Genomic DNA, 22,187 nt, shown 5'->3' with positions numbered 1-22,187 from the left:
GGGCATGCTGGTGGGCAGGGGCGTGTTCGGTGTGCGGCAATAGTCTTCCCGGCGCTGACAACGTTGTCCAGGGGCTATGCTCGTCACTCCCTCCCCCACGACGACCAGCGACGGGACGAGCGCACTGTGACCGACACCGCCCCGGGCACCGCCAGCCGCACCCCCACACGCCGTTACGGCACCCGGCCCACTATGAAGGACGTCGCCGCACGGGCCGGGGTCGGCCTCAAAACCGTCTCCAGAGTGGTCAACGGCGAGCCGGGCGTCACCCCCGACACCGAGCGCCGCGTCCAGGAGGCCATCACCGCGCTCGGCTTCCGCCGCAACGACAGCGCCCGCATTCTGCGCAAGGGCCGTACGGCGAGCATCGGACTGGTCCTGGAGGATCTGGCCGACCCTTTCTACGGCCCACTGAGCCGCGCCGTAGAGGAGGTCGCCCGGGCCCATGGCGCGCTGCTGATCAACGGGTCCAGCGCGGAGGACCCGGAGCGGGAGCAGGAGTTGGTGCTCGCGCTGTGCGCGCGCCGGGTCGACGGCCTCGTCATCATCCCGGCCGGCCATGACCACCGCTATCTGGCGCCCGAGATGGCGGCCGGGGTCGCCACCGTCTTCGTCGACCGGCCCGCGGGGCGTATCGACGCCGACGCCGTGCTCGCCGACAGCTTCGGCGGTTCCCACGACGCGGTCGCCCATCTGATCGCCCACGGCCACCGCCGGATCGGCTTCCTCGGCGACCTGCCGGGCATCCACACCGCCGCCGAGCGGCTGCGCGGCTATCACGCGGCGATGAGCGAGGCCGGGTTGCCGGTCCATGACGCCTGGGTCTCGCTCGGCCCCACCGATCCCGAGCGGGTCCGGGCCGCGGCCACCGCGATGCTGGACGCCGCCGAGCCGGTCACCGCGCTCTTCGCGGGCAACAACCGGGTCACCGTCACGGTCGTCCGGGTCCTGGCCGAGCGCCCCGCGCCCGCCGCGCCGGTGGCCCTCATCGGCTTCGACGACTTCGAGCTCGCCGATCTGCTCTCCCCCGGGATCACCGTCATAGCCCAGGACTCGGCCCAGCTCGGCCGCAGCGCCGCCGATCTGCTCTTCCGCCGCCTCGACGGCGCGGGCGGGGACCCCCGGCGGCTCGTCCTGCCGACCCGGCTGATCCCGCGCGGCTCGGGCGAACTGCCCCCACCCGCCACATCCTGAGCACCCTCTCCCCCAACGGCACGCCTTCCCCGAACGTCCGATCGACCTTCCCCGAACGGCCCGCTCCGCCCCCCGAACGCCTGAACGGCCCCGCCCTGGTTGCCCCGCTCTCCCACTCCCCCGAGGGTGGAGGCGGAGGGCCCGGGGCCCGTCCGACGGAACGAGGGAGACGCGATGAGCGGGCGCCGAACGCGGACGATCTGCGCGGTGAGCCTCATGGCCGTGCTGGCGCCGGCCGCCGTCGGCTGTTCGGACCACGGGGGCACCCCGTCGTCCCAGGTGTCCCGGGCCTCCGCCGCCATCGCGTCCGCGAGGGCGTCGGCGGAGGCCGAACTGGGCAAGATCAAGGGCGGCTCCCAGGCCAAGCGCGAGGTGAAGGTCGGCCGGGTGAGCCGCGACGGCGCGGGACGGGCCGTGGCACCGCTGACCGTGACCAACGGGGGCAAGCACCCGGCCGGCTACGCCATCGAGGTCAATTTCCGCAACGCGAGCGGGGACTTGGTGGACGCCGTCGTCCTGCGCCTGTCCAAGGTGCCCCCGAACCAGCCCACTCGGGCCACCGCCCGCAGCCACCGCAAGCTCACCGGCCGCATCACGGCGAACGTGGGCACGGCGGTGCGGTACTGACCGCCAGGACCACCGGGACCACGGGGCTCACCGGACCTCTCAGGCGGCGAGCACCTTGGCCTTGGCGCGCTCGTACTCCTCGGGCGTGAGGTCGCCGTGGTTCTTGAGCTCCACGAGGTGCTCGAGCTCCTCCGCGCGGCCCGTGGTGACGGTCGTCCGCATGTACTCCCGGAAGTCCGCCTCCGCCTTCTCGGCGCGCCTCATCTCCCGCATGCCCATCTCCCGGCCACGCGCCACCAGATAGACGAAGACGCCGAGGAAGGGCAGCACCAGGACGAAGACGGTCCAGCCCGCCTTGGCCCATCCGTTCAGCGAGTCGTCCCGGAAGAGATCGGCGAACACGCGGAACAGCAGGAACAACCACAGGACCCACAGAAAGACCCACATCGTGGTCAGGAAAACATTCAGCAGTGGATAGTCCATCGTCTGCCTCCCGTCGGACATGCCCGACGGGGCCGCCAGGGTCCCGCCGGGGCCCACATCTTCAGCTTACGGCGGCCCCCGGTCGGCGCAGCAGCGGATGCCACACGGGCGAGCGGTGCGTACCAATGGAAGGAGGGCGGGGCGTCACCATGCGGCGGATGCCGGAAGGGCGGGTGGGCCGTGGATCTCCAGGTTCTCCCCCTGGCCGTCACCATGATGGCGGGGCCGCAGATCGTGGCCGCCGTCGTCCTCATGACCACCGCGCGGCCGGTGCGGGTGTGCCTGGCGTTTCTGCTGGGGGTGGCGATCGCCACGGCGGCGGGAGTCGCCCTCGCCCGGGGGATCTTCGCGCTGCTGGGGCAGGCGTTCGCACCGGGCAGCTCGTCCGATCGGGGTGTGGCCGCGGTCATCGTCCAGCTGGTGCTGGTGGGACTGCTGGCGCTGGTCGCGGTGAAGAACGTGGTGAAGCGGCGGACGGTCGAGCCGCCGAAGTGGCTCGGCTCGCTGATGGAAGCCGGTCCCCGTAAGGCGTTCACCACCGGTCTTCTGATCATCCTGTGCATGCCGTCCGACATCGCGGTCATGCTGACCGTTGGGGCGAATCTGGAGCAGCACGACGCGGGATGGACGGCGGCGCTGCCGTTCCTCGGCGCCACCGTGCTGATCGCGGCACTGCCGCTGCTGTTCTATCTCGTCCTCGGCGACCGGGCGCGGCGCGCGATGCCCCGGCTCCGGGAATGGCTGGCCACCCACAGCTGGGTGGTCAATGTCGCCGCGTGCCTGATCTTCATCGTGCTCATCCTGGCCCCCTGACGGCGTGTGGACGGGCGCCGGCCGGCCGCGTGGGCGGACGCCGACCGGATTCAACCGCCCCGGCCGTGTGCGCCCGTACGGCCCGTGGCGGCCAGGAGGGCGATCACGGCGAGGGCGGCCAGCAGGATCAGCACCAGGAAGACCACCGTCAGCACGGTGGGCTGGTTCCACAGGGCGAACACCGCGACCGGCACCAGCAGGGCCGTCGTCGTCAGCCCCCGCCGGTGGTCGGCGGTCCAGGTGCCGGCCCGGCCGGTGCTCATCCCGTGGGCCGCGCCCCAGCGGGCCGCGCTGTCGGCGAGGACCTCGGCCCGGCCGCGTACCGTGCTCGGCAGCCGCCCCGGCCCTGCCAGATAGGCACCGAGCGCGACCACGAGGCCGAGCACCAGCACGGTGAGCACGGTGACCCGCAGGAAGCGCACCACCGTGTCGAAGAGGACCGAGGATGCCTCCCGGGACAGCACGCTCGTCGGCACATGGTCGAGGTAGTAGCGGCGGCCCACCACGAGGGCCAGGGCCAGGGCCAGGGAGGCGAGCGCGGTGCCCAGGGCCGCGCGGGCGAGCGCCCGGCGGCGCCGGCGGGCGAGCAGCACCCCGGTGCCGCCGAGAGTCACCGTCAGCGCGGGCAGCCAGTTCCCGGCCAGGTCGAGCAGACGCGCCGACCGTCTGATCGTGTCGAGGCGGTCGGAGTGGAAGAGGACGAGCCGCTGGTGGATGTCGGGGATGCCGGTCACCGCGGGGAGCCCGGCGTCCACCAACTGCTGTCTGACCCGCTCCACGGCGGCGCCGACGTTGAGGGTGACGGTGTGGCCCTCGACGCCGACCGGCCCCCCGCCCTTGCCGGTGAGGGCGCCCACGACGGCGGTGTGCGCGGCTCGGTTGGCGCCGGTCCACACGGCGGGGAACTGCTCGCTGCGCACGATGTGGGCGGCCACCTTCCGCACCGCCTGGTCCAGGGCCGAGTCCAGCTGCGGGGCCAGCCCCTCGATGGTGTCGGCGGCCCGCTCCGGAAGGCCGTGCGCGCGCAGCCAGGAGGCGATGTCGGCGGTGATCTCTTGGCTGTTGTGGCGGATGTCGACGGCCTGGCTGACCTGGTCCACGGCGGTGTCCTGGATCGCCGGGTCCTTCGCGAGCGGGGCGACGGTCGCGACATAGCGATCGGTGTCCAGGACGATGTCGTGGACCCACACCGTCAGCACGGACACCGGTACGAGGAGGCAACCGAGCAGGATCAGCAGGGCCGACACGGCGCTTCTGGCCATGACACCCATCTCCCGCCTTCACCGGCGGGGCCGCATCCCGGGTGACACGTGCGGGTGAGCGGATGTGGCCAAGCGGATCAGCGCCCCGCCGGGACGGGCCGGTCTGCGGGCTCCGGCGGATCGACGGGCTCCTGCGGATCTGGTGATCCGGGGTCAGGAGGCGGCCGGGGCGGCGCGGCCCGCCAGCGCGTCGAGTTCGGCGCGGCCGAGCCCGGTCAGCCGCTCGACCTCGGCGCCGTCGAGGGCCCCGCAGTCCAGCCCGCGCACCAGATGGCCGCTGAGCGCCTTCGCGGTGGCCGGTTCGTCGGCGATGCCGGTGCCTCCGGCCGTACGGTCCACATACGCGGCGAGCCGTTCCGCCGCCGCCTCCAGGCCCTCGCGGTAGAACGCGTAGACGGCGGCGTAGCGGGTCGGGAGGTGGCCGGGGTGCATGTCCCAGCCCTGGTAGTACGCGCGCGCCAACGACCGCCGGACCAGGCGGTGGTGGAGCCGCCAGGCGTCGTGGACCCGCTCGGTGGGGCCGACCGGCAGCACGTTGGTGGAGCCGTCGGAGAGCCGTACGCCGGTGCCCGCGGCGGCGACCTGCATCACGGCCTTGGCGTGGTCGGCCACGGGGTGGTCCATGGACTGATGGGCGGCGCCGACACCACAGGAGGCGCTGTAGTCGAAGGTGCCGTAGTGCAGCCCGGTGGCCCGCCCCTCGGCGGCGTCGATCATCCGGGCGACGGTGGCGCGGCCGTCCGGGCCGAGGATGGCCTGGGTGGTCTCGATCTGGATCTCGAAGCCGATGCGGCCCGGGGCGAGCCCGTGCGCCTTCTCGAACTCCTCGCACAGCCGGGCCATGGCGGTGACCTGCTCGGCGTACGTCACCTTGGGGAGGGTGAGCACCAGGCCGTCCGGCAGCCCTCCGGCCGCCATCAGCCCGGTGAGGAAGATGTCGAGGGTGCGGATGCCGCGGTCGCGTACGGCGGCCTCCAGGCACTTCATGCGGATGCCCGCGTAGGGCGGCGCGGTGCCCCCGGCACAGGCGGCCGCGACGAGCGAGGCGGCGCGGGCGGCCGCGGCGTCCTCCTCGGCGTCGGGGCGGGGACCGTAGCCGTCCTCGAAGTCGATCCGCAGATCCTCCACGGGCTCGCGCTCCAGCTTGGCCCGCACCCGGGTGTGGACGGGCTCGGCGAGCTCGTCGGGGAGGCCGAGGACGGCGGCGAAGGAGGCGGCGTCGGGGGCGTGCCGGTCGAGGGCCGCCAGTGCCTGGTCGCCCCAGTCGCGCACCGTACCGGCGGTGAACAGGTCGGCGGGGACGTAGACGGTGTGAACGGGCTGGCGGGTGCCCGGGTCGCCGGGGTAGCGCCGGGCGAGCTCGGCGTCGACGGCGGCGAGGGAGTCGGCGATGGACGCCCGTACGGCGCCAGGCAGGCTGGTCCGCACCGTCTCCTGGGGCTCAGGCTCCATGTCTGCTCCTCCACCCTTCCTGCCATTTCCGCTGTACGGAAACGATGATCCGTAAGGTGAAGTTAGCCAGCCACGGAACAGCGGGTCAACACCCTCCCGGCGGCCGCGAGGCCCCGCACGCGCATCGCGTACGGGGCCTCGCGGAGTCCGGCGGGCGTCAGCCCTTGCGGGTCTTGACCTCCTCGGTCAGCTGCGGGACGACCTCGAAGAGGTCGCCGACCACGCCGTAGTCGACCAGGTCGAAGATCGGGGCCTCGGCGTCCTTGTTGACGGCCACGATGGTCTTCGAGGTCTGCATACCGGCGCGGTGCTGGATCGCGCCCGAGATGCCCGCCGCGATGTAGAGCTGCGGCGAGACGGTCTTGCCGGTCTGGCCCACCTGGTTGGTGTGCGGGTACCAGCCCGCGTCCACCGCCGCGCGCGAGGCGCCGACGGCCGCGCCGAGGGAGTCGGCGAGGGCCTCGACGACGGGGAAGTTCTCCGCGCCGCCCACACCACGGCCGCCGGAGACCACGATCGCGGCCTCGGTCAGCTCCGGGCGCCCGGTCGACTCACGCGGCGTGCGCGAGACGACCTTCGTGCCGGTGGCCCGCTCCGAGAAGGACACCTCCAGCGCCTCGACCGCGCCCGCGGCCGGAGCGGCCTCCGGGGCCGCCGAGTTCGGCTTGACGGTGATGACCGGCGTGCCCTTGCTGACCCGGGACTTGGTGGTGTACGCGGCGGCGAACACCGACTGCGTGGCCACCGGGCCCTCGGCACCGGCCTCCAGGTCCACGGCGTCGGTGATGATGCCCGAGCCGATGCGGACCGCGAGCCGCGCCGCGATCTCCTTGCCCTCCGCGGAGGACGGGAACAGCACGGCGGACGGGGACACGGCCTCGTACGCGGCCTGGACCGCGTCCACCTTCGGGACGACGAGGTACTCGGCGTACTCGGACGCGTCATGGGTCAGGACCTTCACCGCGCCGTGCTCGGCGAGGGTCGCGGCGGTGTCGGCGGCACCGGAGCCGAGGGAGACGGCGACGGGCTCGCCGATGCGGCGGGCCAGGGTCAGCAGCTCCAGGGTGGGCTTGCGGACGGCACCGTCCACGTGGTCGACGTAGACAAGGACTTCAGCCATGGGAATCGCTCTCCTGCGACATGCGAAAGATCTGGACGGTAGGGGCGGCGGGAACCGGTCAGATGAACTTCTGACCCGCGAGGAACTCGGCGAGCTGCTTGCCGCCCTCGCCCTCGTCCTTGACGATCGTGCCCGCGGTGCGGGCCGGACGCTCGGTGGCGCCGTCCACGGCGGTCCAGGCGCCCTCGAGACCGACCTCGTCCGACTCGATCTCCAGATCCTCGAGGTCCCAGGACTCCACCGGCTTCTTCTTCGCCGCCATGATGCCCTTGAACGACGGGTAGCGGGCCTCACCGGACTGGTCGGTCACCGACACCACCGCCGGAAGCCCCGCCTGGAGCTGCTCGGTCGCGGTGTCCCCGTCACGGCGCCCCTTCACGGTGCCGTCCTCGACCGACACCTCCGACAGCAGCGACACCTGCGGAACGCCGAGGCGCTCCGCCAGCATCGCCGGGAGCACGCCCATGGTGCCGTCGGTGGAGGCCATCCCGCAGACCACCAGGTCGTAGCCGGTCTTCTCGATGGCCTTGGCCAGCACCAGCGACGTGCCCAGCGCGTCGGTGCCGTGCAGATCGTCGTCCTCGACGTGCACGGCCTTGTCCGCCCCCATCGACAGCGCCTTGCGCAGCGCGTCCTTGGCGTCCTCCGGGCCGACGGTCAGGACGGTGATCTCGGCGTCATCGGCCTCGTCGGCGATCTGCAGGGCCTGCTCGACCGCGTACTCGTCCAGCTCCGAGAGCAGGCCGTCCACGTCGTCGCGATCGACGGTCAGGTCTTCGGCGAAGTGCCGGTCGCCGGTGGCGTCGGGCACGTACTTCACACAGACAACGATCCTCAAGCTCACGCCGGCTCTCCTACTGCATCGTCTCTACCGAGCTGCCTTGTTGCTGGCAGCATAGGCGCCTTCGGGGGCGGGACCCGGGCGGTACCGCGGGCGGTTTCCTGCCGGGGCGGCCCATGCACCGCAGCAAAATATTACTCGTCAGTACACCCAGCTCATTCCCCGTACGCAACCCGCGTGAACTGTGACCTTGCCAACGGTGATCAACACGAGGCGTACATGCCAACTACAGAGGCGCGGGCCGGCCCCGGAGCGCGTGGCAGGTCAGTCGCGGAGCGCGTTGAAGCGCCCCTGGTGGTACAGCAGCGGACGGCCGGCCCCGGCCGCGGTACCCGTGGTGACCTCGCCGATCAGCACCCGGTGATCCCCGGCGGGTATCCGGGCCACCACCCGGCACACCAGCCACGCCAGCACCCCGTCGAGCACCGGCACGCCCTCCGGTCCCGAGCGCCAGCCGGTGGCCGGTCCGAAGCGGTCCGCACCGCTGCGCGCGAAGGTCGCGGCCAGCTCCCGCTGGTGCTCGCCCAGAATGTGGACACCGACATACTCGGCCTCGGAGAGCACCGGCCAGCTCGAGGAGCCGGTGCCCACGCCGAAGGAGAGCAGCGGCGGCTCGGCGGCCACGGAGGCGAGGGAGGTGGCGGTGAAGCCGACCGGGCGGGTGCCCTGGGCGGTGATCACGGCGACGCCGGAGGCGTGCCGCCGGAAGACGGAGCGGAAGAGGTCGGACGTCGTCAGCGCGGACGTGCCGAGGTCGTGCGTTGCCGTCATGGAGTTGTCCTTCTGCCGGAGGTACGGGCGGGGGCTGCGCTTGTCCTCGTTCGCTCACCCGCCCGGACACCGTGCGCCGGCGGTCCGCATCAGGTCCACGTGCACACGTCCGTAAAGAAGGGGTCCAGGCCGCATGCCGTTCACCCTGACCACGCCGGGTGCGGACCGTCAAGTGGGGCCGGGGCGCGGTGGCTCACACGGCATCACCCAGAGCGGCGATGACATCGGCCCGGCGCGGCAGCCCGGCGGCCCGCCGTACGACCCGCCCGGCCGCGTCGAGCACCAGCACGGTGGGGGTGCGGGCGATGTCCAGCGCCCTGACGAGCTCCAGCCGCGACTCGGCGTCGATCTCGATGTGCGCCACCCCGTCCACCATCGCGGCCACCTCGGACAGCGTCCGCCGGGTGGCCCGGCAGGGCTGGCAGAAGGCGCTGGAGAACTGGACCAGCGTCGCCCGCTCCCCCAGTTCCGCGCCCAGCTCGGCGGCGCTCAGCCGCCGGCTTCCGTCGCCGTCTCGCACCTGTCTCCTCCCGGTCGGGCCTCCCTGGTGCAGCGTCCTGGGTGGCCCGGGGATTCCCCGGCGGCGCCCCGACGTGATGAGGATCTCTCGGCCGGGCCGCGCCGCGCGGTAGCACAAAGAGACGACATCGGGCACCATCTGCCAGAAGCCGGATACCTACGGCCGCGTAACTTCCCCGCCGGGAGAGCCCTCCCCAGGCATACGACGAAGGGTCCTCAATGGCAGAGCTCGTCTACCCGCCGGTGATCGGCATCGCCCGCACCATGTTCAAGGCGCTCGATCTGCGCTTCGACATCAAGGGCACCGAGAATGTCCCGCAGACGGGTGGCGCGGTTCTGGTGAGCAACCACATCGGCTATCTCGACTTCGTCTTCTGCGGGCTGACCGCCCGTCCGGCCAAGCGGCTGGTGCGGTTCATGGCCAAGGAGTCGGTCTTCCGGCACAAGGTCTCCGGGCCGCTGATGCGCGCGATGAAGCACATTCCGGTGGACCGCGCGGCGGGCATGGACGCGTACAAGCACGCCCTGCGGGCGCTGCGCTCCGGCGAGATCATCGGCGTCTTCCCGGAGGCGACGATCTCGCGGTCCTTCACCCTCAAGAACTTCAAGTCCGGCGCGGCCCGGCTGGCGCAGGAGGCGGGCGTCCCGCTGCTGCCCATGGCGCTGTGGGGCACGCAGCGGCTGTGGACCAAGGGCCAGAAGCGGGCGCTGGGCCGCCATCACTTCCCGATCACGATGCGGGTCGGCGAGCCGATGGAGGCCGACCCGACCGAGCCCTCGGACACCCTGACCGAGCGGCTGCGCGGCCGGGTGCAGGAGCTGCTGGAGGCGGCGCAGCGGGCGTATCCGGTGCGGCCCAAGGGCCCGGACGACACCTGGTGGGTCCCGGCCCACCTGGGCGGCACCGCTCCCACCCCGGCCGAGGCACTGGCCCTGGACCGGGGCCGCTAAGCGCTCCGCTGGAAGTGCCCTGACCTGCCGTCGATCGACACGGGGCGGGCCGTGCGGCCCGCCCGGTGCGCTCACGCCCGGAAGCGGCCTACCGGCCCATCTCCTCCTTGAGGGCCGTGATGAAGCCGTCCACGTCCTCCTCCGTGGTGTCGAAGGAGCACATCCAGCGCACATCGCCCGCGGCCTCGTCCCAGAAGTAGAAGCGGTAGCGCTTCTGGAGGCGTTCGCTCACCTCGTGCGGGAGCCGGGCGAAGACCGCGTTGGCCTGGACCGGGTGGAGGATCTTCACCCCGTCCACCGCGCGCACGCCGTCCGCCAGCCGCTGGGCCATGGTGTTGGCGTGGCGGGCGTTGCGCAGCCACAGGTCGCGGGCGAGCAGGGCCTCCAGCTGGACGGAGATGAACCGCATCTTGGACGCGAGCTGCATGGACAGCTTGCGCAGATGCTTCATGGCGCCCACCGCGTCCGGGTCGAGGACGACGACGGCCTCGCCGAAGAGCATCCCGTTCTTGGTGCCGCCGAACGACAGGATGTCGACGCCCGCCGCGTTGGTGAACGCGCGCATCGGCACGTCCAGCGACGCGGCCGCGTTGGCTATCCGGGCGCCGTCGAGGTGGACCTTCATCCCGCGCTCGTGCGCGTGGTCGCAGATGGCCCGGATCTCGTCCACCGTGTAGACGGTGCCGAGCTCGGTGTTCTGGGCGATCGAGACCACCTGCGGCATCGCCCGGTGCTCATCGTCCCAGCCCCACGCCTGGCGGTCGATGAGCTCGGGGGTGAGCTTGCCGTCCTCGGTGGGGACGGTGAGCAGCTTCAGCCCGCCGACGCGCTCGGGCGCCCCGCACTCGTCCACGTTGATATGGGCGGACTCGGCGCAGATGACCGCGCCCCAGCGGTCGGTGAGGGCCTGGAGGGCGACGACGTTGGAACCGGTGCCGTTGAAGACCGGGAACGCCTGGGCGTGCGGGCCGAAGTGGCTGCGCATGACGAACTGCAGATGCGCGGTGTAGTCGTCCTCGCCGTAGGAGACCTGATGGCCTCCGTCGGCGAGGGCGAGCGCGGCGAGGATCTCCGGGTGGGTGCCCGCGTAGTTGTCGCTGGCGAAGCCGCGCACCTCGGGGTCGTGGTGGCGGCGGGCGTCGGTCCTCACGGCTTGGGGGTCAGCCACTGGCGGGTTCCGTTCACTTCCTGGGCGGGCCGGTCCCAGAGTCCGGTGATGGCCTCGGCCAGCTCCTTGACGTCCGTGAAGCCCGCGAACTTCGCGTTGGGGCGCTCCGCCCGCATGGCGTCGTGCACCAGCGCCTTGACCACCAGGATGGCAGCGGCCGCCGACGGACCGCCCTCGCCCCCCAGTTTGCGGAAGGAGTCGGCGAGCGCGAGCGTCCACGCCTCGGCGGCGGCCTTGGCGGCGGCGTACGCGGCGTTGCCCGCGGTGGGCTTGGACGCGCCCGCCGCGCTGATCAGCACATAGCGGCCCTTGCCGCTGCGCAGCAGGGCGTCGTGGAAGGCGAGGGAGGTGTGCTGGGCGGTGCGGATCAGCAGATTGTGCAGGGTGTCCCAGTCGGCGAGCGGGGCGTCGGCGAAGGTCTTGCTGCCGCGCCAGCCGCCGACCAGGTGGATCAGCCCGTCGACCCGGCCGAACTCCTTCTCGGTGCGGTCGGCCCAGGCGCGGGCGGCGCCGAGGTCGAGCAGGTCGACCGTCTCGCCGGTGACGCTGGCGCCGCCGTGGGCGTAGCGCGCCGCGTCCACGGCCTCGGCCAGCCGCGCCGGGTCGGCGTCGGAGGCGACGACGGTGGCGCCCGCCTCGGCGAGGCGGAGCAGCGTGGCCCGGCCCGCGGGTCCGGCCGCGCCGGCCACCGCCACCACCGCACCGTCCAGCGGCCTCTCGCCCGGCTCGTTCGGGCTTGGGCTCGATGTCGGTGTGGTCATGCTCGCCGCCTCCTCGTCCTGCCCCGCCTGGGGGCTGTGCGCCCGGGCGGTGCTCATGCCGCCGCCGGTAGGTCGCTGCCGGCCGTGATCCCCTTGGTGGAGGCCACCACGTCACGCAGCTTCTTCCCGAGCGCCTCGTAGAACATGCTCAGCGGAAACTCGTCGGGGAGCACGTCGTCGACGAGTTTGCGCGGCGGCTGGCTCAGGTCCAGGGCTTCGGGGCCCTTGGCCCAGACCGAGCCGGGGTGCGGGGCGAGATAGGTGGACACCAGCTCGTACGCCTTGAACCAGTGGACGAGCTTCGGGCGGTCGATGCCGTCGCGGTAGAGCTTCTCGATCTCGCCGCACAGCTGGTTGGTGACCTGCGAGGCGCGGGACCAGTCGATGTGCAGGGTGTTGTCCGTCCAGCGTACGACGTCGTGCTGGTGCAGGTAGGCGAAGAGCAACTGGCCGCCGAGCCCGTCGTAGTTGCGCACCCGCGCACCGGTGACCGGGAACCGGAACATCCGGTCGAAGATCACCGCGTACTGGACGTCACGGCCCTGGGCGACGCCCTCGGCCTCCAGCTTCACGGCCTCCTTGAAGGCGGTGAGGTCACAGCGCAGCTCCTCCAGTCCGTACATCCAGAACGGCTGCCGCTGCTTGATCATGAAGGGGTCGAACGGCAGGTCGCCATGGCTGTGGGTGCGGTCGTGGACCATGTCCCACAGGGCGAACGCCTCCTGGCAGCGGTGCTGGTCGGCGAGCATGTCCCGGATGTCGTCCGGGAGTTCGATCCCCAGGGCCCGGACGGCGGCCTCGCTGACCCGGCGGAACCGGGCCGCCTCGCGGTCGCAGAAGATGCCGCCCCAGCTGAACCGCTCGGGGGCCTCGCGGACGGCGATCGTCTCGGGGAAGAGCACGGCGGAGTTGGTGTCGTAGCCGGAGGTGAAGTCCTCGAAGGCCAGTCCGCAGTAGAGCGGGTTGTCATAGCGGGTGCGCTCCAGCTCGGCCAGCCAGTCCGGCCAGACCATGCGCAGCACCACGGCTTCCAGATTGCGGTCCGGGTTGCCGTTCTGCGTGTACATGGGGAAGACCACGAGGTGCTGGAGGCCGTCGGCGCGCGTGCGGGCGGGCTGGAAGGCGAGCAGCGAGTCGAGGAAGTCGGGGACGCCGAAGCCGCCCTCGGCCCAGCGGCGGAGATCCGCGACGACCGCCCGGTGGTAGTCGGCGTCGTGCGGAAGCAGCGGGGCGAGCTCCTCGATGGCCTCGATCACCCGGGCGATGGTCGCCGCGGCGGTCTCCCGAGTGGGTGCGCCCTCGGCGTCGAAGTCGATGGAACCGTCCTTGGACTGCCACGGGCGAAACGTTTCGACAGCGTCCTTGAGGGTTGGCCAGGCCGGATGATCGACCACACGCTCTGCGGGCAGAACGGCACCTTCAGCTATCGCAGACGAAAGGATTTCCGTCATGACCACTCCTTCACCGGAGAAACTCGCGTATGGCCACCGTATCCATGGACGCTTCCTCGCTCAAGCGACGGTACGGGAAATCATCCTGCGCCACACCCGCACCACCGCAGTTTTTCCTGCCCCCATCGGCTCGACTCATGCCACGGCCCCGCTTGAACGGTCCTGTCATGAGCGGCCGGTATGGTGTGCGCCGGTCCGGGCGGCCCGTCCGCCGCGTGCCGATGAATCAGCCACCCCACTGCCTCCCCCGACCCGACGAAGACGACCCGACGAAGGCCGTCGAGGGCCGTCAGAAGAGCGAGACAGCGTTGACTTTTCTCACCATCGGACACCGCGGAGTGATGGGTGTCGAGCCGGAGAACACCCTGCGGTCCTTCGTCCGCGCCGAGCACGAGGGCATGGACGTCATCGAGCTGGACCTGCACCTCAGCAAGGACGGCGCGCTCGTGGTGATGCACGACGCGGACGTCGACCGCACCACCGACGGCAAGGGCCCGATCAGCGACTTCACCCTCGCGGAGCTGCGTGAGCTGGACGCCGGGGAGGGCGAGCGGATCCCGGTCTTCGAGGAGGTCGTGGACGCCGTGGAGACGCCGCTCCAGGCCGAGATCAAGGACACGGCGGCCGCCCGGGCGCTGGCCGAGGTGCTGACCCGCCGCGATCTGCTGGACCGGGTGGACATCCTGTCCTTCCACGACGAGGCGCTCGCCGAGATCCGCACCCTGCTCCCGGCCGCCCGCACCGCCCTCGTGGCCAGCCGCTACGGCCTCGATGTGATCGACCGGGCGCATGCCGTCGGCGCCGGGATGCTGGTGCTCAACGTCCGCAGGCTGACCCTGGAGCTGGTGGAGAAGGCGCACGCCGACGACCTCAAGGTCATCGGCTGGACCGTGAACACCCCCGACCATCTGAAGCTGGTGCGCGGCCTCCGCCTGGACGGCGCCACCACCGACTTCCCGGAGATCCGGCGGGCGGCGCGCTTCACGGCGTGACGCACTAAGCGCTCCGCTGGAAGTGCCGCGATGCGTCGTCGGCCGTCTGCGGCGCCGTCGTGGCTGGTCGCGCCCGCGCGGCGGAGCCGCACATCGACACAGCCCCGCGCCCCTTCGGGGCGCTGCCGAACCATAGCGGACTTCCTCCGACCTGCTGAGCGGGGGACGTTCACCCGTACGGCGTAAGCGGCGCTCTGAGGGTCCTTGGAGGCTCTCAGAGGGCTCGGCCGAGGGCTTGAGCAGCGGACGCTCAGTCGAGGGGCTTGATCAGCAGCTCGAACTCGAGGTCGGCGCGGCGCGGCACGCCGAAGCGCTCATCGCCGTACGGGAACGGGGTCATCCGGCCGGTACGGGCGTAGCCGCGCCGCTCGTACCAGGCGATCAGCTCCTCGCGGGCGGAGATCACCGTCATATGCAGCTCCTTGGCGCCCCACTCCGCCCGCGCGAACCGCTCGGCCTCGGCGATGATCACTTTGCCCAGGCCCCCGCCCTGGAGCGCGGGCCGGACCGCGAACATGCCGAAGTAGGCGTGGTCACCGCGGTGCTCGAGCTGGCAGCAGGCGATCAGCTCACCGTTCCGCTCGACGATCACCATCCGGCTGTTCTCGGCCCGCACCACGCCCGCGACGTCCTCCGGATCGGTGCGCTGCCCGTCCAGGATGTCCGCTTCCGTGGTCCATCCGGCGCGGCTGGCGTCCCCGCGGTAGGCCGACTCGATCAGGGCCACCAGCGCCTCCACATCGGCCTCGGTGGCCGTGCGGAAGGTGAGTGGTTCGGTGGCTCGTACGGTGGCGTCCGCGGTGTCCATGGCGTCGGCGGGGTTCCCTTCGGTGACGGCCGGGTGGCCGGTGGCCGGGTGGCCGGTGTGGCGACCGGCGGTCGGTGGCCGGTGTGGCGGTCGGTGGCGGTCGGTGGCGGCGAATAGACCTTAACCTGCCCCGAAGGGGTCAGGTTGCGTAGGGTCGCGGGCATGGTTCACGTACTGAGCAGCCGCATCCTGCTGCGGCCGACGGACCCCGAGCGCTCCCGGGCGTTCTACGGCGAGGCCCTGGGCCTGGCGGTCTACCGGGAGTTCGGGACGGGCCCCGAGCGCGGCACGGTCTACTTCCTCGGCGGGGGCTTCCTGGAGGTCTCCGGCCGCTCGGACACCCCACCCGCCCCGGGCCTCCAGCTGTGGCTCCAGGTGGCGGACGCGGCGGCGGCGCACAAGGAGCTCACCGCGCAGGGGGTCGAGGTGCTGCGGCCGCCGAAGAAGGAGCCGTGGGGGCTGGTGGAGATGTGGATCGCGGATCCGGACGGACTCAAAATCGTTATCGTCGAGGTGCCGGAGGATCATCCGATCCGTTACCGGCCAGCGATCTAGCAGCGGATCGCGGATCCGGACGGCGTGCGGATCGCGGTCGTGGAGGTCCCCGAGGACCATCCGCTGCGGTACCGCCCCTGATGACTCCATCCCGGGATCGCCAGACGATGCCGGGATCGGCAGACGGTACGGGATCGCCGGACGGCACCGGGCTCGCCTGACGCCGTCCGCCCGCCACGGCTCGCGGTGGCCGGAGGCGGTGGTGGGGCGGACGGCGGACGGTGCCGGAGGGGAGATCAGCCGGGCTGGCTGTTCTCCTTGTGCTCGCCCCAGCCGTGCCAGCGGTCGATCTCGATCCAGGCGCTGACCCGGCCGCGGTCCCGCCGCGGGTAGTCCTTGCCCAGGTATTGCTGGGCCAGCCGGTCGATTCCGGCCAGGTCCTTGTCGTCCTGGATCTCCACGACCCGGCCGATGAGGGTGATGTGGTTGTACCAGTTCGCCTCGTCGATCACGGTGAGCGTGACCCTGGGGTCGTTGCGGATGTGGTCGAGCCGCTTGCGGCCCTCGTCCATGTTGACCAGGACCCGGCCGTCGTCCCAGAGGTACCAGGTGGCCGTGGACACCGGCTGACCGTCGGACCGGATCGTCGCGATCACGGCCGGATTGGGCTTCTCGAGCATGGCGACCGCGGCCTCGGGAAGCGGTGGATTCGACACGGGCTCTCCTCCTCTTTGGACAGCTGTTCACGTCCCGTGGTGCGGCTGGGGCCTGCGTGATCCACGGACCGTATCTCTCACCGTGCCATACCGCTCCTCGCGCTCCCCACTACTCCGCACGCCTCGCGCTCCCCCACTGCGCCCGTGCGCTCCCGTGGGTGGTGCCGCGGCAGGGGATGTCTCCTGGTATTACGTCCCCCTTCGGGAGGTGTGGCCGTGCACGGACCTCCACTCATCGGCTGGCTGTTGGTCGCGCTGTGCGCCGCCACGGGTGGCTACTGTCTGCTGCAGATGCGCGGTGAGCCGCCCGGGCCGGGGCGGCGGATCGCGGGCGCCGAGGCGCTGATGGGGTGGGGGATGGCCGTGATGGCGGTGCCGTCCACCGTGCTGGACCCCCGGCCCTGGGGTCCGCCCGCCTTCGCGGCGGTCTTCACCGTGGCCGCCGTAAGGGCGCTACTGCCGGTGCCACACGGCACCGGGCTTCCGGGGCACCGTCTGCACCACGCCGTCGGAGCGCTGGCGATGGTCTATATGGCGCTCGTGATGATGGTGGGCACCACAGGCGGCCACCATCACACCGGCGAGATGGCCCCGGGCCGGATGGCGGGCGGGGTGCCGCTGCTGACCGGGGTGCTGCTCGTGTACTTCGCGGTCTACGTCGTACGGTCCGGGCTGCGGCTCGTACCGATGACGGACGGGGCCGTGGACGCGGCCGTCGAGGGGGCCGCGGCCGGCGCGGGGGCGGGGCCGCCCGGCGCCGGGTGGTCGCGGCGGCCCGAGCTGCGGCATGCCTGCAGGCTGTCGATGGGGATAGGGATGTTCGCCATGCTGCTGGCCCTGTGAACGGGCGGCGGGCCGGGCCGTGGCGCGATGCGTAGCCGCGTCCGCGGTCGCACCGTGGTATGCGTCACTTCCCCGCCGTGACCGTACCCGGGCCGAGCGTCGCGATCATAGGCTGACGGCCATGATGGTCCCGTTCGCGCTGATGGGCCTCGGCGCACTGGCGGCGGCAATGGCGCCGCGCCTGTTGTCCCGCTCCGACTGGATCGACCGCGAACCCGTGCTCGCCCTCTGGGTGTGGCAGTGCGTGGTCGTCGGGGTGCTGTTGTGCTGCGCGCTGACCATGGCGCTCACCGGGGCGGCCGCCTGGGATGCCGTGCGCGGCAATGTCTTCGCCCCCGCGCCCAAGGGCGTGGTGGAGGCGTACGCGCTGTCCGGCTACGGGCCGTTGGCCGCGCCCGTCGCCCTCGTGCTCGCCTTCGGGGCCGTCTGGAGCGCGGTGATGCTCACCCGCGAGATCGGTCGCGCCCGCTCCTGGCGCAGGCAGCACCGCGCCGAACTCCTCGTCCGCTCCCCCGCCTTGCCCGGTGAGGAGCCCAGCGGGGAGCGTCTGGTGGTCCTGGAGAGCGACAAGCCGGATGCCTGGTGGCTGCCGGGCACCATGCCCCAGCTCGTCATCACCACGGCGGCGCTGCGCCGCCTCAAGGGCCGTCGGCTGGACGCCGTCATCGCCCATGAGCAGGGCCACGCCCGCGCCCGCCACCACTGGCTGCTGCACTGCTCGGGCGCGCTGGCCAGCGGCTTTCCGCAGGTGACCATGTTCGCGGCGTTCCGCGACGAGGTGCACCGGCTGGTCGAGCTGGCCGCTGACGACTCCGCGTCACGGCGCTTCGGGCGGACGACCACCGCGCTCGCGCTGGTCGAACTCAACGAGGACCGCGGGGTGTTCGGCCCCTGCCCGAGCGCGCTCGCCCAGGTCCCGCGGCGGGTGGACCGGCTGCTGGCCCCGGCCTCCCGCCTCTCGGCGGCGCGCCGCTGGCGCCTTACGGCCACCGCGGCGCTCGTCCCGGCGGTCCCGCTGCTGGTCACGTTCGTCCCGGCGCTGCGGGTGCTGGGGTAGGCGTCCCCGGCGTCCCCGGCGTCCCCGGCGTCCCCGGCGTTCCCGACGCAACAGCGGCTCCTGGCTCCGGGGAGATCGACGGCCTCCTGGCCCCGAGGCCCGCCCGTCGGCGATCATCGACCCATGCAGCCGGCAACCCTCCACCGCCGAGCCGCCCGCGCCGCGGCCGTGTTCACCGTGCTCTTCCTGGTGCTGCTCGCCCTGGTGGCCGCCCGTTGGGGGCCCCTGTGGACCGTCGACCGGGACATCGTCGTCACCCTGCACGACTCCGCCGTCCGGCACCACGGGTTCACCCGGGCCAACAGGGTGCTCACGGACTGGTTCTGGGACCCCTGGACGATGCGTGCGCTGCTGGCCGTGGCCGTGGGGTGGCTGCTGTGGCGCCGGGAGTGGCGGCTCGCCCTCTGGGTGGCCGTCACGGCGGCGGTGGGCACGGCGCTGCAACAGGCGGTGAAGGCCGCGCTCGGCCGGGAGCGTCCCCGGTGGACGAACCCGGTGGACTCGGCGCACTACGCGGCCTTCCCGTCCGGCCACGCCCTGACCGCGACCGTCGCCTTCGGGCTGCTGCTGTGGCTGCTGACGCTGCACGGGGCACCGGCGAAGTGGCTGCGGCTCACGGCCGCCGTAGGGGCCGTATCCGTGCTGGGCGTCGGCCTGACCCGCCTCTATCTGGGCGTCCACTGGCCCAGCGACGTCCTGGCCGGCTGGCTGCTGGGCGCGGCGCTGGTGTACGGGGCGATCGCCTCGTACGGATACGTCCAGAGCCGTACGAGCGAGCGCGAGGCGTCCCCCGAGGGAAGAGTGCGCTCATGACCCCGAAACCCCGTACGACCAGCGGGAACGGTCGCTGCGCCCGGGTGCTAGCCGAGCCGCACGCCGGCCAGGATCCCGTGCGCGACCGGCAGGCGCAGCGAGAGGTAGCCGCTCGCGGGGTCGGCGAGGTACTCCCGCATCTCCCGGTGCATGTCGAAGCCGAAGTCCATGTCCATGTCGTCCACGAGCACCAGTGCTCCCCGGCGCAGCCGGGGTTCCACCACCTTGAGCACCTCCCGGTTGAGGTTCGGCCAGCCGTCCATGAGCAGCAGGTCCACCGACTCGGGCAGGTCCCGCAGCGTCTCCCGCGCGTCGCCGACGCGGACGGTGGCGATGTCGGAGAGCCCGGCGGCGGCGATGGCCTCCGTGGCCTTGGCCACCTTGTCCGCCTGCAGCTCCGTGCCGATCACCTGCCCGCCGCCGTTGTCCCGCACCGCGCTGGCCAGGTAGAGGGTGGACACGCCGAAGGAGGTTCCGTACTCGACGACGGTCCGCGCGCCGGTCGCACGGGTGAGCAGGTAGAGCAGCTCACCGCCCTCCTTGGACACCGACATGGAGGCGTCCTTGAACGTCTCGGCCATCTGGCCGGCGTCCAGCTCGGCCCAGGCCGACTTGGGATCGGTCACACCGGTCTCGGCGAACGCGCGCTCGTCGCCTTCGCGCTCGGCCTCCAGCAGTCCGTCCAGGACGGTCGCCACGGGCTCGGTGTGCAGTGTGGACGGCATGCGATCTCCTTCGGGGTCGGTGCGGTCACCGGATAGATTCTTCTTCGGGCGGCGATCCGACCGCCCCCTAAACATCCCCCTCGCTCCCCCTGAGCTGCCCGGGGCGATGGGAGAGTGCGGTCATGAGCAATCTCGAACTGAGGCCCGCGCCGACCCTGTGCGGCGGCCGCCAGGACGTCACCGCCCAGCCGGTCCGCGAGCTGCTGGCCGCCAAGCAGGTCCCGCTGGGCGAGTCCACCCTGGTGCGCCGGCTCCTGCCGAACCTCGGGCGGCGCATGGTCGGCGCCTGGTGCTTCATCGACCACTACGGCCCGGACGACATCGCCCAGGAGCCGGGCATGCAGGTCCCCCCGCATCCGCACATGGGGCTCCAGACGGTCAGCTGGCTGCACGACGGCGAGGTGCTGCACCGTGACAGCGTGGGCAGTCTGCAGACGGTGCGCCCCGGCGAGTTGGGGCTGATGACCTCGGGCCGGGCCATCGCCCACTCCGAGGAGTCCCCGCGCGAGCATGCCCGGCTGCTGCACGGGGCACAGCTATGGGTCGCGCTGCCCGACGGCGACCGCCATATCGCCCCCATGTGGGAGCACCACGCCGAGCTGCCCCGGGTGACCGGCGGCGGAGGGCTACGGGCGACGGTCGTCCTCGGCGAACTGGACGGCGCGGCCTCGCCCGGCACCACGTTCACCCCCCTGATGGGCGCGGACATCGCCCTCGCGGCCGGGACCGACACCCGGCTGCCGGTGCGGCCCGACTTCGAGTACGCGGCCCTCACCATGTCCGGCGAGGCCGAGGTCGACGGGGTGCGCCTCGCGCCCGGCTCCCTCCTCTACCTCGGCTGCGGACGCACCGAACTGCCGCTGCGGGCGGACGTGGACAGCGCGTTCATGCTGCTGGGCGGGGAGCCCTTCGAGGAGAAGATCGTGATGTGGTGGAACTTCATCGGGCGCTCCCACGACGAGATCTCCCAGGCCCGCGAGGACTGGACGTCGGGCTCCCGCTTCGGCGAGGTCCACGGCTACGACGGCAGCCCACTGCCCGCCCCCGAACTCCCCCCGGTACCCCTCAAACCCCGGGGCCGCACACGCTGACCCGCAACGTCGTCACCTCGCGCGGCGGTCGCCCCGGCACGGGCCCCGAACGCCGACTCGACCCTGATGTGCCCTTCGGCGTACGCGTCCTGCAGGCGCCGCACGGCCGTGTCGCGGTGGTCCTCACTGACAAGTGACGGCGGGTTTTCCGGCGGAGAAGTCACCGCTTCACTCTACTGCCGTGCCGGAGCCGCGGTGATGGCCCGGCACGGCGAACCCGCGCGGTCACGGCGCTAGCCATGGGCAGGAGGGGTGTCCTGCGGTTCGGAGTCGGAGGGGGCGAGGAGGTAGGTGTGGAGCTGCCCGAGCAGTTCGGCGATGCCTTCTCTGTCGGCGCGGTAGCGGACCAGTTTGCCGCTGCGCGTGGACTGGAGCAGGCCGCCGCGCCGGAGGACCGCGAGGTGCTCGGAAGTGGTCGACGGGCCGAGTCCGGCACGCTCGGCGACCTCGCCGACGGTCAGTTCCTCCCCGTCGGCGAAGTGCGCGAAGAGCTTCTGGCGGGTTCCGCTGGTCAGCGCCTTGAGGAAGACCTGGAGGTCGTCGCCGGGTACGGCGGCCCCGGGGCGTATCGCCCGTCCCGTACCGGAGTCCGCCCGCCCGGACACCCGGTCGCCGGCCGCCTGTGGGAGCTCGTCCGGGGCCTTGTACGGGCGGGGGACGCGGAGGGGGCGATGGAGGTCGAATTCGGTCGGGGGAATGTCCAGGGCCGAGCACGCCTCGCGGACCACGTCCCGTTCGCTGTCGTCGAAATAGCCGTCGGCGCAGCCGATGACGATGCCGATCTGGATGACGGCCCGCGCCTCGGCGGGCCTCCTCTTCGCCTTGCCGATCTCCCGCACGGCGCTCGCCCTGCCGAGGGCGAAGTCCGTGGTGAGCTCGTCGAGGCGGTCCTCGAAACGGCGGTGCAGATCGTCCGGGGGGAAGTTCTGGAGCACGTCGTTGGTGGCGATGAGCTGGGCGACGCGCTGCCGCTCGGACGGGTCGATCGTGCCGTCCGCCGCCGCCACCAAGGCGCACATCGCCATGCTCGCGTCCCGGAACGCCCCGCTCTGCAACTCGTGCTTCTTCGCCGTGAGCTGAGCCTGCATCGTCTGGACCGAGTCCCTGAGGCGGTCCCACAGCGTCATCTGCATCTCCTTCTCAGTAATACCTCCATTGTGGGGAGAAACAGAATCTACAGGTTTGTAGAGTCCCCTCGCGGGCGCCGCCCCGACATCCTCGGCGGCGTCCAGCGTGGCACACGGCCGGTGGCGCCCATGATCCCAGCCCCGCCGCGTCGACCGGCGTACGCCCC

At 72.1% G+C, this 22,187-nt stretch carries 25 protein-coding genes and 1 pseudogene; 10 read left to right on the top strand and 16 right to left on the bottom strand.

The window, feature by feature from the left end; translation table 11 throughout:
• The first annotated feature begins 126 nt into the window (after positions 1 to 126).
• Both ACZ6TD_RS39955 and ACZ6TD_RS39950 read left to right on the top strand, forming a co-directional pair.
• On the top strand, positions 127 to 1,194 hold the full coding sequence (locus tag ACZ6TD_RS39955) for a LacI family DNA-binding transcriptional regulator (RefSeq protein ID WP_471346024.1): 1,068 nt from the start codon (positions 127 to 129) through the stop codon (positions 1,192 to 1,194).
• A gap of 174 nt (positions 1,195 to 1,368) precedes the next feature.
• Complete coding sequence (locus ACZ6TD_RS39950) at positions 1,369 to 1,821, top strand: hypothetical protein (RefSeq protein WP_471346022.1); 453 nt, start codon at positions 1,369 to 1,371, stop codon at positions 1,819 to 1,821.
• Positions 1,822 to 1,860: 39 nt separating this feature from the next.
• Here ACZ6TD_RS39950 and ACZ6TD_RS39945 read toward each other — a convergent pair whose 3' ends face one another.
• On the bottom strand, positions 1,861 to 2,244 hold the full coding sequence (locus ACZ6TD_RS39945; protein ID WP_471346020.1) for an SHOCT domain-containing protein: 384 nt from the start codon (positions 2,242 to 2,244) through the stop codon (positions 1,861 to 1,863).
• Between the two features lie 180 nt (positions 2,245 to 2,424).
• On the opposite strand from ACZ6TD_RS39945, the gene ACZ6TD_RS39940 reads away from it, so the two are divergent.
• Positions 2,425 to 3,057: a GAP family protein gene (locus tag ACZ6TD_RS39940; RefSeq protein WP_471346018.1), complete on the top strand. Its 633-nt coding sequence runs from the start codon at positions 2,425 to 2,427 to the stop codon at positions 3,055 to 3,057.
• A gap of 50 nt (positions 3,058 to 3,107) precedes the next feature.
• Here the strand turns inward: ACZ6TD_RS39940 and ACZ6TD_RS39935 are convergent, their stop codons facing one another.
• The 7 genes from ACZ6TD_RS39935 to ACZ6TD_RS39905 all read right to left on the bottom strand — a co-directional run bounded on the left by ACZ6TD_RS39935 (position 3,108) and on the right by ACZ6TD_RS39905 (position 9,056).
• Positions 3,108 to 4,319, bottom strand: a complete 1,212-nt coding sequence (locus ACZ6TD_RS39935; RefSeq protein WP_471346016.1) for a hypothetical protein — start codon at positions 4,317 to 4,319, stop codon at positions 3,108 to 3,110.
• A gap of 153 nt (positions 4,320 to 4,472) precedes the next feature.
• Positions 4,473 to 5,771 (bottom strand): DUF6986 family protein, encoded by a 1,299-nt coding sequence (locus ACZ6TD_RS39930; RefSeq protein ID WP_471346015.1) that lies wholly within the window; start codon positions 5,769 to 5,771, stop codon positions 4,473 to 4,475.
• Between the two features lie 157 nt (positions 5,772 to 5,928).
• Entirely contained in the window at positions 5,929 to 6,891 is a 963-nt protein-coding gene (locus ACZ6TD_RS39925) for an electron transfer flavoprotein subunit alpha/FixB family protein (protein WP_471346013.1), read from the bottom strand.
• Positions 6,892 to 6,949: 58 nt separating this feature from the next.
• Positions 6,950 to 7,735: an electron transfer flavoprotein subunit beta/FixA family protein gene (locus ACZ6TD_RS39920; RefSeq protein WP_471346011.1), complete on the bottom strand. Its 786-nt coding sequence runs from the start codon at positions 7,733 to 7,735 to the stop codon at positions 6,950 to 6,952.
• A gap of 261 nt (positions 7,736 to 7,996) precedes the next feature.
• Positions 7,997 to 8,503 carry a flavin reductase family protein gene (locus ACZ6TD_RS39915; RefSeq protein WP_471346009.1) on the bottom strand — a complete coding sequence of 169 codons (507 nt, stop codon included), beginning with the start codon at positions 8,501 to 8,503 and terminating at the stop codon, positions 7,997 to 7,999.
• 54 nt (positions 8,504 to 8,557) lie between these two features.
• Positions 8,558 to 8,638: a putative leader peptide gene (locus tag ACZ6TD_RS39910; protein WP_317259516.1), complete on the bottom strand. Its 81-nt coding sequence runs from the start codon at positions 8,636 to 8,638 to the stop codon at positions 8,558 to 8,560.
• Positions 8,639 to 8,696: 58 nt separating this feature from the next.
• A complete protein-coding gene (locus ACZ6TD_RS39905; protein WP_471358461.1) occupies positions 8,697 to 9,056 on the bottom strand; it encodes a TlpA family protein disulfide reductase in 360 nt (119 codons plus the stop codon).
• Positions 9,057 to 9,241: 185 nt separating this feature from the next.
• On the opposite strand from ACZ6TD_RS39905, the gene ACZ6TD_RS39900 reads away from it, so the two are divergent.
• On the top strand, positions 9,242 to 9,973 hold the full coding sequence (locus ACZ6TD_RS39900; RefSeq protein ID WP_471346007.1) for a lysophospholipid acyltransferase family protein: 732 nt from the start codon (positions 9,242 to 9,244) through the stop codon (positions 9,971 to 9,973).
• Between the two features lie 88 nt (positions 9,974 to 10,061).
• Here the strand turns inward: ACZ6TD_RS39900 and ACZ6TD_RS39895 are convergent, their stop codons facing one another.
• Genes ACZ6TD_RS39895 through ACZ6TD_RS39885 form a run of 3 tightly spaced genes read right to left on the bottom strand, consistent with a single transcriptional unit; the run spans position 10,062 to position 13,353 of the window.
• A complete protein-coding gene (locus tag ACZ6TD_RS39895) occupies positions 10,062 to 11,123 on the bottom strand; it encodes a threonine aldolase family protein (RefSeq protein WP_210945996.1) in 1,062 nt (353 codons plus the stop codon).
• Positions 11,120 to 11,902 (bottom strand): SDR family NAD(P)-dependent oxidoreductase, encoded by a 783-nt coding sequence (locus ACZ6TD_RS39890; protein WP_471358458.1) that lies wholly within the window; start codon positions 11,900 to 11,902, stop codon positions 11,120 to 11,122. The genes ACZ6TD_RS39895 and ACZ6TD_RS39890 overlap by 4 nt, the downstream gene beginning before the upstream one ends.
• Before the next feature lie 53 nt (positions 11,903 to 11,955).
• Positions 11,956 to 13,353, bottom strand: a complete 1,398-nt coding sequence (locus ACZ6TD_RS39885; protein WP_471346005.1) for a DUF6421 family protein — start codon at positions 13,351 to 13,353, stop codon at positions 11,956 to 11,958.
• A gap of 308 nt (positions 13,354 to 13,661) precedes the next feature.
• On the opposite strand from ACZ6TD_RS39885, the gene ACZ6TD_RS39880 reads away from it, so the two are divergent.
• A complete protein-coding gene (locus ACZ6TD_RS39880; protein WP_471346003.1) occupies positions 13,662 to 14,345 on the top strand; it encodes a glycerophosphodiester phosphodiesterase in 684 nt (227 codons plus the stop codon).
• Positions 14,346 to 14,595: 250 nt separating this feature from the next.
• Here ACZ6TD_RS39880 and ACZ6TD_RS39875 read toward each other — a convergent pair whose 3' ends face one another.
• Positions 14,596 to 15,153 carry a GNAT family N-acetyltransferase gene (locus tag ACZ6TD_RS39875; protein WP_471346001.1) on the bottom strand — a complete coding sequence of 186 codons (558 nt, stop codon included), beginning with the start codon at positions 15,151 to 15,153 and terminating at the stop codon, positions 14,596 to 14,598.
• 162 nt (positions 15,154 to 15,315) lie between these two features.
• Here ACZ6TD_RS39875 and ACZ6TD_RS39870 point away from each other — a divergent pair, with 162 nt between their 5' ends.
• Positions 15,316 to 15,708 carry a VOC family protein gene (locus ACZ6TD_RS39870; RefSeq protein WP_471345999.1) on the top strand — a complete coding sequence of 131 codons (393 nt, stop codon included), beginning with the start codon at positions 15,316 to 15,318 and terminating at the stop codon, positions 15,706 to 15,708.
• 236 nt (positions 15,709 to 15,944) lie between these two features.
• On the opposite strand, the gene ACZ6TD_RS39865 is transcribed toward ACZ6TD_RS39870, so the two are convergent.
• Positions 15,945 to 16,364, bottom strand: coding sequence for a PPOX class F420-dependent oxidoreductase (locus ACZ6TD_RS39865; RefSeq protein WP_471345998.1), 420 nt, complete (start codon positions 16,362 to 16,364; stop codon positions 15,945 to 15,947).
• 216 nt (positions 16,365 to 16,580) lie between these two features.
• Between ACZ6TD_RS39865 and ACZ6TD_RS39860 the strand changes: the two genes are divergently transcribed.
• The 3 genes from ACZ6TD_RS39860 (at position 16,581) to ACZ6TD_RS39850 (ending at position 19,077) form a co-directional block, all read left to right on the top strand.
• Positions 16,581 to 17,207 carry a DUF5134 domain-containing protein gene (locus ACZ6TD_RS39860; protein ID WP_471345996.1) on the top strand — a complete coding sequence of 209 codons (627 nt, stop codon included), beginning with the start codon at positions 16,581 to 16,583 and terminating at the stop codon, positions 17,205 to 17,207.
• 121 nt (positions 17,208 to 17,328) lie between these two features.
• Positions 17,329 to 18,264 (top strand): M56 family metallopeptidase, encoded by a 936-nt coding sequence (locus ACZ6TD_RS39855; protein WP_471345994.1) that lies wholly within the window; start codon positions 17,329 to 17,331, stop codon positions 18,262 to 18,264.
• Between the two features lie 123 nt (positions 18,265 to 18,387).
• Complete coding sequence (locus tag ACZ6TD_RS39850) at positions 18,388 to 19,077, top strand: phosphatase PAP2 family protein (protein ID WP_471345992.1); 690 nt, start codon at positions 18,388 to 18,390, stop codon at positions 19,075 to 19,077.
• Positions 19,078 to 19,124: 47 nt separating this feature from the next.
• Here the strand turns inward: ACZ6TD_RS39850 and ACZ6TD_RS39845 are convergent, their stop codons facing one another.
• Complete coding sequence (locus ACZ6TD_RS39845; RefSeq protein WP_471345990.1) at positions 19,125 to 19,802, bottom strand: O-methyltransferase; 678 nt, start codon at positions 19,800 to 19,802, stop codon at positions 19,125 to 19,127.
• A gap of 122 nt (positions 19,803 to 19,924) precedes the next feature.
• Between ACZ6TD_RS39845 and ACZ6TD_RS39840 the strand changes: the two genes are divergently transcribed.
• Positions 19,925 to 20,893 (top strand): pirin family protein, encoded by a 969-nt coding sequence (locus ACZ6TD_RS39840; protein WP_471345988.1) that lies wholly within the window; start codon positions 19,925 to 19,927, stop codon positions 20,891 to 20,893.
• A 233-nt stretch (positions 20,894 to 21,126) separates the two neighbouring features.
• On the opposite strand, the gene ACZ6TD_RS39835 is transcribed toward ACZ6TD_RS39840, so the two are convergent.
• Positions 21,127 to 21,498, bottom strand: a complete 372-nt coding sequence (locus ACZ6TD_RS39835; protein WP_471358456.1) for an ArsR/SmtB family transcription factor — start codon at positions 21,496 to 21,498, stop codon at positions 21,127 to 21,129.
• A 69-nt stretch (positions 21,499 to 21,567) separates the two neighbouring features.
• Positions 21,568 to 22,020 (bottom strand): annotated as a pseudogene (locus ACZ6TD_RS39830) (tellurite resistance TerB family protein); the annotation flags it as partial.
• Positions 22,021 to 22,187 lie beyond the last annotated feature (167 nt).

This window comes from Streptomyces yongxingensis (genome assembly GCF_055597465.1).
The sequence above is the reverse complement of the archived record's forward strand: the minus strand, read 5'-3'. Positions and strand labels throughout refer to the sequence as shown.

Bases quoted from the DNA above. Each gene is read 5' to 3' on its own strand.
- ACZ6TD_RS39850 (WP_471345992.1), top strand. From the start codon at position 18,388: ATGCAGCCGGCAACCCTCCACCGCCGAGCCGCCCGCGCCGCGGCCGTG.
- ACZ6TD_RS39910 (WP_317259516.1), bottom strand. From the start codon at position 8,638: ATGCGGCCTGGACCCCTTCTTTACGGACGTGTGCACGTGGACCTGATG.
- ACZ6TD_RS39870 (WP_471345999.1), top strand. From the start codon at position 15,316: ATGGTTCACGTACTGAGCAGCCGCATCCTGCTGCGGCCGACGGACCCC.
- ACZ6TD_RS39950 (WP_471346022.1), top strand. From the start codon at position 1,369: ATGAGCGGGCGCCGAACGCGGACGATCTGCGCGGTGAGCCTCATGGCC.
- ACZ6TD_RS39890 (WP_471358458.1), bottom strand. From the start codon at position 11,902: ATGACCACACCGACATCGAGCCCAAGCCCGAACGAGCCGGGCGAGAGG.
- ACZ6TD_RS39945 (WP_471346020.1), bottom strand. From the start codon at position 2,244: ATGGACTATCCACTGCTGAATGTTTTCCTGACCACGATGTGGGTCTTT.
- ACZ6TD_RS39930 (WP_471346015.1), bottom strand. From the start codon at position 5,771: ATGGAGCCTGAGCCCCAGGAGACGGTGCGGACCAGCCTGCCTGGCGCC.
- ACZ6TD_RS39925 (WP_471346013.1), bottom strand. From the start codon at position 6,891: ATGGCTGAAGTCCTTGTCTACGTCGACCACGTGGACGGTGCCGTCCGC.
- ACZ6TD_RS39855 (WP_471345994.1), top strand. From the start codon at position 17,329: ATGATGGTCCCGTTCGCGCTGATGGGCCTCGGCGCACTGGCGGCGGCA.
- ACZ6TD_RS39935 (WP_471346016.1), bottom strand. From the start codon at position 4,319: ATGGCCAGAAGCGCCGTGTCGGCCCTGCTGATCCTGCTCGGTTGCCTC.
- ACZ6TD_RS39840 (WP_471345988.1), top strand. From the start codon at position 19,925: ATGAGCAATCTCGAACTGAGGCCCGCGCCGACCCTGTGCGGCGGCCGC.
- ACZ6TD_RS39845 (WP_471345990.1), bottom strand. From the start codon at position 19,802: ATGCCGTCCACACTGCACACCGAGCCCGTGGCGACCGTCCTGGACGGA.
- ACZ6TD_RS39875 (WP_471346001.1), bottom strand. From the start codon at position 15,153: ATGGACACCGCGGACGCCACCGTACGAGCCACCGAACCACTCACCTTC.
- ACZ6TD_RS39885 (WP_471346005.1), bottom strand. From the start codon at position 13,353: ATGACGGAAATCCTTTCGTCTGCGATAGCTGAAGGTGCCGTTCTGCCC.
- ACZ6TD_RS39915 (WP_471346009.1), bottom strand. From the start codon at position 8,503: ATGACGGCAACGCACGACCTCGGCACGTCCGCGCTGACGACGTCCGAC.
- ACZ6TD_RS39900 (WP_471346007.1), top strand. From the start codon at position 9,242: ATGGCAGAGCTCGTCTACCCGCCGGTGATCGGCATCGCCCGCACCATG.